Origin of the sequence: Tardiphaga sp. 20_F10_N6_6, from assembly GCF_052076045.1 — a bacterium.
Classification (GTDB): domain Bacteria; phylum Pseudomonadota; class Alphaproteobacteria; order Rhizobiales; family Xanthobacteraceae; genus Tardiphaga; species Tardiphaga robiniae.
On sequence record NZ_CP197239.1, the window covers coordinates 428,695 to 440,796 of the forward strand.

At 61.9% G+C, this 12,102-nt stretch carries 14 protein-coding genes; 9 read left to right on the forward strand and 5 right to left on the reverse strand.

Going from position 1 to position 12,102, the window contains the following annotated elements; all coding sequences use genetic code 11:
- Positions 1 to 14: 14 nt before the first annotated feature.
- Positions 15 to 647 carry a TetR/AcrR family transcriptional regulator gene (locus AB7813_RS01895; protein ID WP_175367322.1) on the reverse strand — a complete coding sequence of 211 codons (633 nt, stop codon included), beginning with the start codon at positions 645 to 647 and terminating at the stop codon, positions 15 to 17.
- A gap of 132 nt (positions 648 to 779) precedes the next feature.
- Between AB7813_RS01895 and AB7813_RS01900 the strand changes: the two genes are divergently transcribed.
- Entirely contained in the window at positions 780 to 1,166 is a 387-nt protein-coding gene (locus tag AB7813_RS01900) for a nuclear transport factor 2 family protein (protein ID WP_175367321.1), read from the forward strand.
- A 34-nt stretch (positions 1,167 to 1,200) separates the two neighbouring features.
- Here the strand turns inward: AB7813_RS01900 and AB7813_RS01905 are convergent, their stop codons facing one another.
- The gene (locus tag AB7813_RS01905) at positions 1,201 to 1,332 is read right to left on the reverse strand and encodes a hypothetical protein (protein WP_439063657.1); all 132 of its coding nucleotides are present in this window, start codon (positions 1,330 to 1,332) and stop codon (positions 1,201 to 1,203) included.
- A gap of 43 nt (positions 1,333 to 1,375) precedes the next feature.
- Between AB7813_RS01905 and AB7813_RS01910 the strand changes: the two genes are divergently transcribed.
- A complete protein-coding gene (locus AB7813_RS01910; protein ID WP_439063658.1) occupies positions 1,376 to 2,488 on the forward strand; it encodes an alkene reductase in 1,113 nt (370 codons plus the stop codon).
- A gap of 27 nt (positions 2,489 to 2,515) precedes the next feature.
- Here the strand turns inward: AB7813_RS01910 and AB7813_RS01915 are convergent, their stop codons facing one another.
- A complete protein-coding gene (locus AB7813_RS01915) occupies positions 2,516 to 3,814 on the reverse strand; it encodes a polysaccharide deacetylase family protein (RefSeq protein ID WP_439063659.1) in 1,299 nt (432 codons plus the stop codon).
- 117 nt (positions 3,815 to 3,931) lie between these two features.
- Positions 3,932 to 4,741: a polysaccharide deacetylase family protein gene (locus AB7813_RS01920; RefSeq protein WP_439063660.1), complete on the reverse strand. Its 810-nt coding sequence runs from the start codon at positions 4,739 to 4,741 to the stop codon at positions 3,932 to 3,934.
- Positions 4,742 to 4,876: 135 nt separating this feature from the next.
- Between AB7813_RS01920 and mgtE the strand changes: the two genes are divergently transcribed.
- From mgtE to AB7813_RS01955, 7 genes are all read left to right on the forward strand, one after another.
- A complete protein-coding gene (gene mgtE, locus AB7813_RS01925; RefSeq protein WP_175367319.1) occupies positions 4,877 to 6,307 on the forward strand; it encodes a magnesium transporter in 1,431 nt (476 codons plus the stop codon).
- A gap of 247 nt (positions 6,308 to 6,554) precedes the next feature.
- Entirely contained in the window at positions 6,555 to 7,778 is a 1,224-nt protein-coding gene (locus AB7813_RS01930) for a CaiB/BaiF CoA transferase family protein (RefSeq protein ID WP_439083596.1), read from the forward strand.
- 529 nt (positions 7,779 to 8,307) lie between these two features.
- On the forward strand, positions 8,308 to 8,700 hold the full coding sequence (locus tag AB7813_RS01935; protein ID WP_439083595.1) for a hypothetical protein: 393 nt from the start codon (positions 8,308 to 8,310) through the stop codon (positions 8,698 to 8,700).
- Positions 8,701 to 8,873: 173 nt separating this feature from the next.
- Entirely contained in the window at positions 8,874 to 9,227 is a 354-nt protein-coding gene (locus AB7813_RS01940) for a hypothetical protein (protein WP_439083594.1), read from the forward strand.
- Positions 9,228 to 9,579: 352 nt separating this feature from the next.
- Entirely contained in the window at positions 9,580 to 9,912 is a 333-nt protein-coding gene (locus tag AB7813_RS01945) for a helix-turn-helix domain-containing protein (protein ID WP_089267244.1), read from the forward strand.
- Positions 9,913 to 10,008: 96 nt separating this feature from the next.
- Positions 10,009 to 10,827: an aldo/keto reductase gene (locus AB7813_RS01950; RefSeq protein ID WP_439083593.1), complete on the forward strand. Its 819-nt coding sequence runs from the start codon at positions 10,009 to 10,011 to the stop codon at positions 10,825 to 10,827.
- 86 nt (positions 10,828 to 10,913) lie between these two features.
- A complete protein-coding gene (locus AB7813_RS01955; protein WP_439083592.1) occupies positions 10,914 to 11,717 on the forward strand; it encodes a YdcF family protein in 804 nt (267 codons plus the stop codon).
- 4 nt (positions 11,718 to 11,721) lie between these two features.
- On the opposite strand, the gene AB7813_RS01960 is transcribed toward AB7813_RS01955, so the two are convergent.
- Entirely contained in the window at positions 11,722 to 12,033 is a 312-nt protein-coding gene (locus tag AB7813_RS01960) for a DUF3253 domain-containing protein (protein ID WP_175367311.1), read from the reverse strand.
- Positions 12,034 to 12,102: the final 69 nt, after the last annotated feature.

Below are 12,102 nucleotides of genomic sequence, written 5' to 3' on the forward strand. Positions count from 1 at the left end.
TCCGTGACGGCGACCTAACGCTTCGCCAGCAGGGCCGTAGCGCAGTCCGCTACCTGATCGAGCTGCGCGCGTGAAGCACCGTCGCTGGCCTCGATCGACATGCCCTGCAACAGCGTGTTGAGCGTGTTGGCAACCGCTTCGACGTTGGTGTCTGCCGGCAACTGACCATCAACGACGCCGCGGCGCAGGCGCTCGAGGAACAGCCGGCGCCCTTCATCCCGCAATGCCTTAAGTGCGTCGGCCACGTCACGCGCCTCGGCCGGCACGTTGATTGCACCCAGCACCACGATACAGCCACACGGCGCCTCGGGTTTGGTTAGAATGGCGGTGGCCTCTGCGAAGAAGGTGGTAATCGCCCGGCGTACGTCGGGTTCGCCGTCCATCGCGTCCCACGTCTCGTCCCAGAACACCCGCTCGTAATGGCCGACAGCTTCCAGGAAGAGCTGGGCCTTGTTACCGAAAGCGGCGTACAGACTGGGAGGGTTGATCCCCATTGCCGTACAAAGCTCAGCGATCGACGCTGGTGCGAAACCCTTTTCCCAGAACACTTTCAACGCTTGTTCCAGCGCGGCTTCGCGATCGAAGCTGCGCGGCCGTCCCTTGGTACGGTGCGGCGAGATTTTCGGAGCTGGATCGGAAGCAGGCATCTTTTCGGAATCCGGATTGACTTTCCGTAGCGATCGCTACATATATGTTTTGTATCGATCACTACAATATGTCTGCCGTAAGTGTCACGTGATTTTTACGCGGCAGATCAATGCTTTCAAAGGAGATCAGTCATGACCAGGAATATCAAGACCGTCCCAACCGCCGACTTCGACGCCGTTGTTGCGGTCGCGCAAAGTTATGTGGACGGTCTTCGCGTCGGCAGCGCCAAGGATGTCGGTGGCGCGTTTCACGAAGATGCCGTGATGTACGGCTTCACCAATGGTTCGCCGATGGCCGGCACGATCCGCAATCTCTACGAGTTCGTGGACAAGAGCGGCAAAGCACCAGACATCAAGACGCGGATCGACGTGCTGGCGATCACGCCCACTACGGCGGTCGTCCGGGTCGACATGGAGAAGGACGCGATTGGCGCCGACTATACCGACTTCCATACACTGCTGAAGGATGCAGGCGGCTGGAAGATCGTCGCGAAGGTCTATCACCAGTACGAGGGCTGATCATCGATGCGGCGTCGCTGCCGATTGACGATTGTCACCCCACCGTGAGCCTCGTGCCGATCACCGGCACGCCGCGAAGCTTGATGCGCTGAACTGCACGTTCGACGTCCGGCTCGGCCACGATTGATCTGAACAGCTTGAGATCATTCGCGGCCGGTGGCCGCATACGCTGACTGATGTCCTAACCCGCCTTGAACCAGATTTTGAAAATGAAACCGATAACCGACAATTCGATCTGCACCGACCTTTTTTCGCCCGTCAGTCTGGGCGACATCAACCTTGCCAATCGCATCGTCATGGCGCCGCTGACCCGCAGCCGCGCGGGTGACGATGGCGTACCGACCGAACTGCACGCCACCTATTATGCGCAACGCGCCACCGCCGGCCTCATCATCGCCGAGGCGACGAACATCTCGCCGCAGGGGCGCGGCTATGCACTGACGCCCGGCATCTGGAGCGACGAACAGGTCGCGGGCTGGAAGAAGGTGACCGAAGCCGTCCATGCTGCCGGCGGCAAGATCGTCTCGCAGCTCTGGCATGTCGGCCGCTTCAGCCATGTCGATCTCCAGCCGGACGGACAGGCGCCTGTCGCGCCTTCCGCGGTGAAGGCGGAGGGGCAGACCTACACGAATGACGGCATGGTCGATGTGTCGATGCCGCGCGCGCTGGAGACTGACGAGATCCCCGGCCTGATCGCCGACTATGTTCGTGCTGCAGATAACGCCAAGCGCGCCGGATTCGACGGGATCGAAGTCCATTCGGCCAACAGCTATCTACTGGATCAGTTTATCCGCGACAGCACCAACAAGCGGACCGATCGCTATGGCGGCTCGATCGAGAACCGGACACGCCTGACACAGGAGGTGGTGGAGGCCGTGCTGCCCGCATGGGGCGCGGGCCGCGTCAGGATACGCCTGTCACCGACCACACCAGACGCCGGCAACACGCCGATGGATAGCGATGTGATGGCGACCTACGGCCATTTGATCCGCTCGCTCAATCGCTTCAATCTCGCTTATCTTCACTTCGTCGAAGGCGCGACCGGCGGTACGCGCGAAATTCCGGCGGGCATTGATCTCGATGCGTTGCGGGCTCAGTTCGAAGGGCCGTATATCGGTAACAACGGCTACGATCTCGATCTCGCGATCGATCGCCGCAGGGCGGGCAAGGTCGACGCAGTCGCCTTCGGCCGTCCCTTCATCGCCAATCCCGATCTGGTTGCGCGGCTGCAATATGATGCGGCGCTCGCTCAAGCGCCGCGAGATGCATATTATGGTGGCGGTGCGAAGGGGTATATCGATTGGCCGATCAGCGCATCGTAATCGGAACGTGAAACCATATCGTCGCGCTCAGCGCGGGGCGGCAACTGCCGTCGGATGCAGGCCCGGCGGAATGGCGCCGGGGATGGTGCGTCTGGCGGCGCTGGCGTCGATCGAGATCAGTTTCGCAATCGCATCTGAATCGCTGCCGCGGGCAGGCGCCGTCTGTTGTGCATGATGTGGTAGCTGCACGAGTGCCTTGATCGGCTTGCCGTGACGTTCGGCGAGCTCGAACAGGTCCTGTGCCGGTACCGGCAGCGAGGCACTGCTGGTCATCGCATGCAGCGCCGCGGCGCGCGGCCACGGAGCCTGTTCGGGCAATGGCACGGCATTGCGCGGCCGGCGCATGCGATCGAAATTCTCGGTCAGCGACAGCATCTGGTCGGAGGCCGAGATCGCCGGCGCCGGCAGCATGTCGTCATGGGCAAAGGCGAATGTCGGCACCTTGTGCCAGCGCGTGACGGCCACGGTCTCCGACACCGGATGCAACTGCCACTGCTGCGGCTCCGTGGGGGTCTTGGGCTTGTCGGGCGTGGCCGCCTCGACATGGACGATGCGATAGCCGCCGGCCTTGAGGTCGCGCAGGATGCCGGGCAGAGCGGCGACGGTCCGCGGCTGGATATCGTGCAGCAACAGGATGCCCTTGCCCTTGGCGGCGATGCGCGAAATCGCGAGGTCATGGACCTTCTGCGACGACACATGCCGCCAGTCGTCGGCCGGGAAATCGGCGCTCCAGGTCTGGATCCCGCGTGACGCGAGATAGTCTTCGACGACGCTGGCGCGCAGCAGGCCGGGAATCCGGAAGAACGGCGACAGCAGTGCGGGATCGCCGAGCGCCGCCGTGGTATTGGCGATGCCGTCCTCGATCTCCTGCTGCGCCTTCTCGATCGGCATGCGGTTCATGCTGAGCGGATGGTTCTGGCTGTGGGTGCCGACGGTGTGGCCGAGCGCGATCAGCTTGCGCACGCCTTCGGGATGTTCCTTCGCCATCCGGCCGATGATGAAGAACGTCGCCTTCACGCATTCGGAGGCCAGGATATCGAGGATCGCATTCGAGTGTTTCGGGATCGGACCGTCGTCGAAGGTCAGCACGACCTCCTTGTCCTGGAGCGGCAGCGTCTCGGCATATTGCATGGTGCCGATCTTGGGGTGCTCGCGGGGATCGACCACGATGGTGCGCGAGGTGCCGAGCGCGCCGGGATTGCCCGGGCACGCCTCGGCCGACAAAGCGCTGGTGGTGGAGGCTGCGGCGGCGGTGAACAGGGTCAGGCCGGTGAGCAGGCTCAGGCACAGAAGGCGTTGTGCCCGGTCAGTCGTCGCCTTGTTCATTGGTCGATCCGTCACTCGCTTTGATGTCGGCTGTGAAGTTACCGGGGCGGCTGTGAACGCAATGTTAATCATGTCGGCCCGCCGACGGTATTTTCCGCATCCTGATGATCGCGCGTTCTACTGGGAACTGGAGCGGGCGGACACTGCGGCCGGCGGCACGATATGCACGACCCGGTAGCGGTTCTCCCGGAGATAGCGCAGGAAATCGGGCAGCATCGCGGCAGTCTGCGCCTTGGTGTCGTGAAACAGGATGATTCCCCGCCCGGCGGCCTTGAGCCGGCCGGTAATCAGCTCCAGTTGCTGCTGCGGGGTCATGGGATTCCAGTCGCTGGCCCAGAAATCCGCGCCGAACACCGCGATCCGGCGGGATTGCAGCATGTCCAGCAGGGCCGGGGTCGACTCGAAATAGGGAAACCGGAAGAACGGCGTGGTCGGCACGGTCGTCGCCTTGCCGTTCAGGGCCATTTCGTCGGCGCTGATGCCGCGGTCGATCTGTTCGACGGCAGCCGCATTGCTGATCTTCTTGAGGTCGGCATGGGCGAGGGTGTGATGGCCGATGGTATGGCCCTCGGCGGCCATGCGCTTCACCAGCGCCGCATTGGCCGTCGCGCTGTTGCCGATCAGGAAGAAGGTCGCGCGAACACATTCGCGCGACAGCGCCGTGAGAATCTTCGTCGTGGTCGGCGCGTTCGGGCCATCGTCGAAGGTCAGCACAACCTCGCGGTCTTCCAGCGGCAGCGTATCCGGAAAGCTCTGGGTGCCGACGCGTGGATAGGTCTTCGGATCCACGGTGAGAATGCGTGCGGTCCCGAGCGTATCCTTGCGCGGGCAATCTTCGGCATGTGCGACGACGGTCGATGCAATCAAGGCAAGAATGGCGGCCTTCAACACGATCACGACACTTTCCCGGCCGCTGATTTCGCGCACCGCATTTTTCCGATTGCATCAGGCATTGCGCATTGGGTAATGCCTGATGCGAGCTTCCGTTCACAGATGGATTAGCGCATTTCCGACAGGATAGCGCTAGCTCCGTCACCCCCAAACAAGCAGGCGAGGTGCGGCATGGCCGATGACGTCGATCTCGCCCAATCGGTCGCTCCCGAGGAATTGTCGGCGCTCGACAAGATGCCGATGCGCGATGCCGAAGGCGACATCCGCCCCGAATTTGTTGAGGCGATCTCGCACGCGGTTCAGGTTGCCGATACCGCATTTCTCAAGGAGATCGTCGGCGAACTCCACGAGGCCGATCTCGGCGACCTGATCGAAGCCCTCGATGCCGACGAGCGCGCGCCCCTGATCGAGCTGACCGGCGCCGATTTCGACTTCTCGGCGCTCAACGAAGTCGACGACGCCGTCCGCGAGGAACTGCTCGAGGAACTCGAGCCGGAGACCGTGGCCGAGGGCGTTCGCGAACTCGATTCGGACGATGCCGTCGAACTGCTCGAAGGCGTCGACGAGGAGGTCCAGGACGAGATTCTCGAGAAGCTGCCGCTGTCCGAGCGCGTGGCGCTGGAGCGGAGCCTCACTTACCCGGAAAACTCCGCCGGCCGGCGGATGCAGACCGAGTTCATTGCGGTCCCGCCGGACTGGAATGTCGGTCAGGTCATCGACTATATGCGCGAAACGCCGGACCTGCCGGACCGGTTTTACGAGATCTATTCCGTCGGCGCCGATCAGCGCTGGCAGGGCGCAGTGTCGCTGGACGCGCTGCTGCGCGCGCGCCGTCCGGTGCTGCTGGCTGATCTGATCGATGAGGACCGCCGCCGCGTCTCGGTGTTGGACGATCAGGAGGAAGTGGCGCGGATGTTCGGCAAGTACAATCTTGTCGCGGCGCCTGTGGTCGATACCGATGACCGGCTGGTCGGCGTTATCACCATCGACGACGTCGTCGACGTCATCGAGGAGGAGGCCGACGAGGACCTCAAGGCGCTCGGCGGCGTCACGTCGGACGAAGAACTGTCGGACAATTTCTGGACCATCGCCAAGGGCCGCTTTACCTGGCTGCTGATCAATCTCGCCACCGCCTTCATCGCGTCGTCGGTGCTGGGCCTGTTCGAGGATCAGCTGCAGCAGATGGTGGCGCTGGCGGTGCTGGCGCCCATCGTCGCCAGCCAGGGCGGCAATGCCGCAACCCAGACCATGACGGTTGCGGTGCGCGCATTGGCGACGCGGCAGCTCAACCCCAACAACGCCATGCGCATCGTGATCCGCGAAGGCCTTGTCGGCCTGATCAACGGACTGGCCTTTGCCGTGATCACCGGCATCGCCGCCTATGCCTGGTTCAGGACGCCCGGTCTCGGCATCGTCATCGGCCTTGCAATGATCTGCAATCTGATCGCCGGCGCACTCGGTGGCATCCTGATCCCGATGGTGCTCGAACGCGTCAAGGCCGATCCGGCCGTGGCCTCCGGTACCTTCGTGACCACGGTGACCGACGTCGTCGGCTTCTTCGCTTTCTTGGGGATCGCGACGCTGTGGTTCGGGCTGAAGTAGGGATCATTCGCGACGTTTCAGCCGTCTTGATCCATCTTATGCACAATTGCCCTTTGCGACTGCCGTGCCATCGGGCTGCGCAAGCCCGATGTCCAGATAAGCCTCTACCTGCTTCACGAGCTGTGCCCTCTTGAATGGGATAGCCCTCATGCTCACAAAGCGGTGCACTCGGGGTGATTTTCCTGTAAGCGCTCGCTTCACACGTTCTCCGTGGCCGACGTGACGAACCAACATACAGGAGGAATACATGCCGGCTCTGCCGCTCTCGGGCATCAAGGTTATCGATATGACGCGGGTGCTTGCCGGCCCGATCGCGGGTCAGATGCTTGGCGATTTCGGCGCCGAAGTCATCAAAATCGAACGCCCCGGAACCGGCGACGATTCCCGCGCATTCGGTCCTCCTTATCTGAACGACCCGGACGGCAGCAGGCGAGACAACTCCTTCTATCTTTGCGCCAATCGCAACAAGAAATCGGTCACCGTCAATGTGGCCAAGCTTGAAGGCCAGGAGATCATTCGCGAACTCGTCAAGACCGCCGACGTGTTGTTGGAAAACTACAAGGTCGGCGACCTCAAGCGTTATGGCCTCGACTACGACGCGATCAAAGCCATCAACCCGCGCATCGTTTACTGCTCGGTGACGGGCTTCGGACAAACCGGTCCCTACGCCACACGCGCCGGCTATGATGCGATCCTGCAGGCGATGGGTGGTCTCATGAGCGTGACAGGCCATCTCGATGGCGAGCCGGGCGAGGGCCCCATGAAGGTCGGTCCCTCGATCGTGGACTATATGACCGGCTTGAATGCCACCATCGGCGTGATGTCGGCGCTCTATCATCGCGATGCCGGCGGCGGCGAGGGACAGCAAATCGATGCTTGTCTGTTCGATACGGTGATCGCCTCCCTTTCACATTGGCTCCAACCCTATCTCATCAGCGGAAAAGTCCCGCCGCGGCGCGGAACCTGGGGCAATGGCGGCATGCCTGCCGGTGTCTTCCGTTGCACCGATGGCGAGTTGATGCTCGTGAATGGCAATGACGGCCAGTTCCAGCGGACATGCGAAGTGCTCGGAGAGCCGGACCTGGCCAAGGATCCGCGCTTCCTGAAGAACAACGACCGTGTCGTTCATGGGAAGGAGATCATGGCCATCTTCGCCGGTCTTTTCCTGAAGCAGCCCGTCGCCTACTGGCTGGAGCGTCTGGAGGCGGTCGGCGTACCGTCCGGCCCGATCAACGACTTCGATCAGGTTTTCGCGGACCCTCATGTGAAGTCCCGCGGTATGCGCGTGAGCTCAAACCATCCCTTCGAGCCGGCGCTTTCGCTCGTGCGAAATCCGCTGATGTTTTCGGGCACGCCGATCACCGAATATCACGCGCCGCCACTTCTCGGCTCCAACACGGACGAAATCCTATCCACCATCGGCTACGACGGCGAACGGATCGCCGCGCTGAGGACGAAGGGCATCGTCTAGGCCGGTCAGGAAAGGCGATCGATCGTGTCACTCCCATGTTCGATCGCAATTCCGGCGGATCGCAGGTCGGTCGGGTGCAGCCAAATCAAATCTTAGCTAAACGCCGTCAGACGACTAACTGCGCTCAAGATGTGTCGCCCTTCATTTTGGATGCGAGAGCCCATCCCGCTAGCGCAGCAATGGATGTCCTGGCGGCAGCAGCCTGAGTGAAGTTTCCTCTTGGTGTATGAACCAAGCTTGCAAGGATGAGAGGCCCGGAGTGCTGATCTCTATGAGCAGGGGCCGGCGATGCCCCTCGATGACTGCAGCATTTCGTTCGCTACTCACCGTAGACTCGCTGAAGTTTTCGATGCTTGTTCTCGTGCTGGTTTTCTTCATCGCAGTGTTCGCAGCTCTTGATGAGCTAGACCTCCTTCCTCGCTAACATGTCATCACGATTGGCGCGGGTTGTGCGCGTTGGTGCCATTGAACCAAATCTCATCGACCATCGTCCTACCTGGAGTCTCGATTATTGTATGGAGTGGCGAACATGAATTCGATCGGATCGGTGATCGGCAGGGGACTGCTTGTGGCTGGCTTGCTGATATCGGCAGGATCGGCACTGGCGGCGGGGAGCGATGACGGTTTCGCAGCGTTCTGGACGCAATTCAATGCTGCCGTCGGCAAGAGCGACCAGCAGGCCGTCTCGCAGATGGTCAAATATCCGGTCTTTTACATCGATCAACGGCAAGTGGCTGATTTCCCTGTGATCTGGAAGGGTGCTTTCAAACCGGCACAGCGGACGTGTCTTGCCAAGCAGAAGCCCGTTAAGGACACCCACGAGGGTAAGGTCAGTTATTCTGCTTTCTGCGGCTCGCTCATCTACGTTTTCGGCAAGGATGATTCCGGCTGGAAATTGACGGATTTTGCCGAGAACGATTGATCGTCTGGCCTGAGCACCGACCGGCCTCAGCGAGTCAGCTCCTCATCGATGCGTTCGTCGATACTTGGCGGCATGCAAATATACTGGACCCGATCGAGGTTGGAAATTTCTACGGAGCGGCGTCGATCGCCCCTCCAATTGAGCCATAGCACAGCCTTTCAGGTGGTCAGCATATGTCCAGATACATCGCCCTCGCGGGCCTCTGCATCGCACTTCTCTCTGCCTCATCCGCTCTTGCAGATCCGAAATGTGCTGGACCAGAGGGCTGGCCAGCCAGCATGACCTTTGTTCACCTCAAAAACGCTGGCGTTCTCGTAAACGACGAGGTGGATTTTGGCCGCACGTCTGTACAGCAGATTGCAAGCCAACGGATAGGTAGAGACCTTTACCGGCAGGTTTTCAAGATTGCCTTCCATTTGAAGGACGGCAGGCTGGTGCAGGCCGTCGCTGTGAGCGACGCGTCCAAGGAGGAGTGCTCAATGTCTGGCGTCACCGTCTACAGGATTGCTGGCTCCTATCCTGAATGAGTCCGCCATGGGTCGAAAGCTGCCGTCCATTCGGAAATTTCAAAATCACCCACCACTACATTTCCGAGGCATGGGTTGAATTGCGCGGGATACCGCGGTCATGGGGGCTGAGTGCCAGACCGTAACACTGTTGCCGGATGTACGGAGGGCTGCTTCGATAGCGGCGCGAATTCATCGGCTCCGACGGGATCGTTCGACCTTGAACGAAGAACGGTTGGCCCAAGCCATCGGTGCCTCAGGCGCGGCAGCGCCAAGACGTCATTTGGCATCACGGAGACGCCCCACGGCTTCTCGTCATGGCGGTACGGAACATTCACCGCTCCTTAACGGTAATCGACGACCATCACGCGCAATGAGGTCGAACATGCGCTTGCGGTTGAAGGCTGACGGACGGATCGTCGAATTGCGGGACGGGCACGAGGTGCCGCTGGTTCCCGATATGCCTGTCGTGCCGGAGCCGGTCGCGGTGCGACCCGGCGAAGCCGAAGTGCGCGATCTGCGCCGTCGTGCGCAGCTGACCCAGATGGAATTTGCCGCGCGTCTTGGCGTTCCCGTCGAGACGATCCGCAATTGGGAGCAGGGCAAGCGCATGCCGCGCGGTCCGGCCCGTGCCTTGCTGGCGGTGATCGCACACGCACCGGACACGGTGTTCGCGGCGCTCGCGCCGGTTGCCGCGGACGCCTGAACGATCACTGTGGATTATCGCCTGCGCTGACGCGCCGGCCATGTCCGGGAAAAGCTTGTCGGCGTTCGTATCGTTCCTCCGTCCGAGGAGAAGATGATGCAGTTCGTGGAAGCAAACGGCGCCCGCATCCCGGCCATTGGCCTCGGGACATGGGAATTGCGTGGCCGCATTTGTGCGCGTGTCGTCGAGCAGGCGATCCGGCTTGGCTATCGCCACATCGACACCGCACAGGTCTATGAGAACGAGCGCGATGTCGGCGAGGGCATCCACGCGTCGCACATTCGCCGTGACGAGATGTTCGTGACGACCAAGGTCTGGACCACGCATTTCGCGCCTCACAATCTCGAACGCTCCGTGAAGGAGAGCCTGACCAGGCTGCGGATGACCGAGGTCGATCTGCTGTTGCTGCACTGGCCGAACCCGCAGGTGCCGCTGGAGGAAACCCTTGGCGCACTGGCGCATGCCCGGCAGATGGGGCTGACAAAGCATATCGGCGTGTCGAATTTCACCGTGGCGCTGATCGAACAGGCTGTGGCCGCGTGTCCCGCGCCGCTGGTCTGCGATCAGGTCGAGTACCATCCCTATCTCGATCAGGCGAAGGTGCAGGGCGCCTGCCGGCAGAATGGTCTGGCCATGGTCGCCTATAGCCCCATCGCCCAGGGCAATGTCCGCGGCGATGAAACGCTTTCCGACATCGGCAAGGCGCATGGAAAGAGCGCAGCGCAGGTGTGCCTGCGCTGGCTGGTCCAGCAGGGCGCGGTGGCGATCCCGCGCACCTCCAAGGTCGAGCGTCTGTCGGAGAATATCGACGTGTTCGATTTCATGCTGTCCGAAACTGAGATGACGCGGATTTCGCATCTGGCGCATCCGAAGGGGCGGCTGACTGACTACGGCTTCGCGCCGAAATGGGATTGATCCATCAAGCCAGCCGGCATTTGCCGCATTGATCTTGTGGGCAGGATGGCTCATGCAGTGACACTGTCCGGCAAGCCAAGGGCCTCATGTTTTTCACGTTCTCCAAGATGCTCGGCTTCTTCACGGAGCCGTCCAATGCGATCGCCATCATCTGCGTGGTCGGCATTGTGCTGGTGCTGTTGCAGCGCCAGCGTGTCGGAACATTGCTGGTGACCTTTGGCATCCTGTTGCTGCTGCTGTTCGGCTATTCGCCTGTTGGCAATGTGCTGATGCTGTCGCTGACCGAGCGTTTTCCGAAATGGCAGGACGATGGCCGTGCACCCGACGGGATCATCGTGCTTGGCGGCGCCATCGATTCGGATTCGTCCGCGGCACGCGGCTCGCTGGAGATCAATTCGGCCGGCGAGCGGATAACGGCGATGCTGGAGCTGGCGCGCCGCTATCCGCAGGCGCGTATCGTCTTCACCGGCGGCGCCGGCAGCCTGATTGAAAAGTCGCTGTCCGAAGCGCCCGTTGCCGGCGAGCTGCTGCAGCGTTTCGGCGTGGCCCCCGAACGCGTCACGCTCGAAACCGCTTCCCGCACCACCGACGAAAATGCCGCCTTCACCGCAGGCCTGGTGTCGCCGAAGCCCGGCGAGCGCTGGCTGCTGGTGACGTCCGCCTGGCATATGCCGCGCGCGATCGGCGCGTTCCGCAGGGTCGGCTTCGATGTCGACGCCTATCCGGTGGACTGGCGCACGCGCGGCTGGATCGACGCTACCGAGACCTTCGATTCCGCTAGCGCTGGCCTTGGCCGGAGCGATATCGCGGTTCACGAATGGGTCGGGCTGATCACCTATTGGCTCGCCGGCCGCAGCAGCGAATTGCTGCCGGGGCCGAAGAAGCGGTGATGCGTCACTCCGCCTTCGGCAACCCCAGCCGATACACGCCGCGGAAGTCGTTGGGATCTTCGACCGGCTTGCCCTTGCGATAGATCACCAGGCGGTCGGCGAGCGCTAGCGTCACGGCGGCGCGGCGGATCGGCATCAAGAGCGCGTGCCAATCGCCCTCGGGCTCGATCACATGCGCAATCTCAGGAGGGCTCAGCGTGCCCGCGCCGTTGCGGGTGAGCGCGTCAAGGATCGCCTCGTCGAGCGGCAAGGGCTTCGGTTTCGGGGCCAGCTTGGCGGCTGACGGCTTCGGGGTCTTCGGAGGGGATTTGGCCATGCACTGCCATGACCGATCAGGCAGCACGACGCAAGCTGTGGCTTGGCGGACATGGCGCGGGGGAGGGCA

Bases quoted from the DNA above. Each gene is read 5' to 3' on its own strand.
- AB7813_RS01910 (WP_439063658.1), top strand. From the start codon at position 1,376: ATGAAACCGATAACCGACAATTCGATCTGCACCGACCTTTTTTCGCCC.
- AB7813_RS01930 (WP_439083596.1), top strand. From the start codon at position 6,555: ATGCCGGCTCTGCCGCTCTCGGGCATCAAGGTTATCGATATGACGCGG.
- AB7813_RS01950 (WP_439083593.1), top strand. From the start codon at position 10,009: ATGCAGTTCGTGGAAGCAAACGGCGCCCGCATCCCGGCCATTGGCCTC.
- AB7813_RS01945 (WP_089267244.1), top strand. From the start codon at position 9,580: ATGAGGTCGAACATGCGCTTGCGGTTGAAGGCTGACGGACGGATCGTC.
- AB7813_RS01940 (WP_439083594.1), top strand. From the start codon at position 8,874: ATGTCCAGATACATCGCCCTCGCGGGCCTCTGCATCGCACTTCTCTCT.
- AB7813_RS01935 (WP_439083595.1), top strand. From the start codon at position 8,308: ATGAATTCGATCGGATCGGTGATCGGCAGGGGACTGCTTGTGGCTGGC.
- mgtE (WP_175367319.1), top strand. From the start codon at position 4,877: ATGGCCGATGACGTCGATCTCGCCCAATCGGTCGCTCCCGAGGAATTG.
- AB7813_RS01960 (WP_175367311.1), bottom strand. From the start codon at position 12,033: ATGGCCAAATCCCCTCCGAAGACCCCGAAGCCGTCAGCCGCCAAGCTG.
- AB7813_RS01895 (WP_175367322.1), bottom strand. From the start codon at position 647: ATGCCTGCTTCCGATCCAGCTCCGAAAATCTCGCCGCACCGTACCAAG.
- AB7813_RS01900 (WP_175367321.1), top strand. From the start codon at position 780: ATGACCAGGAATATCAAGACCGTCCCAACCGCCGACTTCGACGCCGTT.
- AB7813_RS01915 (WP_439063659.1), bottom strand. From the start codon at position 3,814: ATGAACAAGGCGACGACTGACCGGGCACAACGCCTTCTGTGCCTGAGC.
- AB7813_RS01955 (WP_439083592.1), top strand. From the start codon at position 10,914: ATGTTTTTCACGTTCTCCAAGATGCTCGGCTTCTTCACGGAGCCGTCC.
- AB7813_RS01905 (WP_439063657.1), bottom strand. From the start codon at position 1,332: ATGCGGCCACCGGCCGCGAATGATCTCAAGCTGTTCAGATCAATCGTG.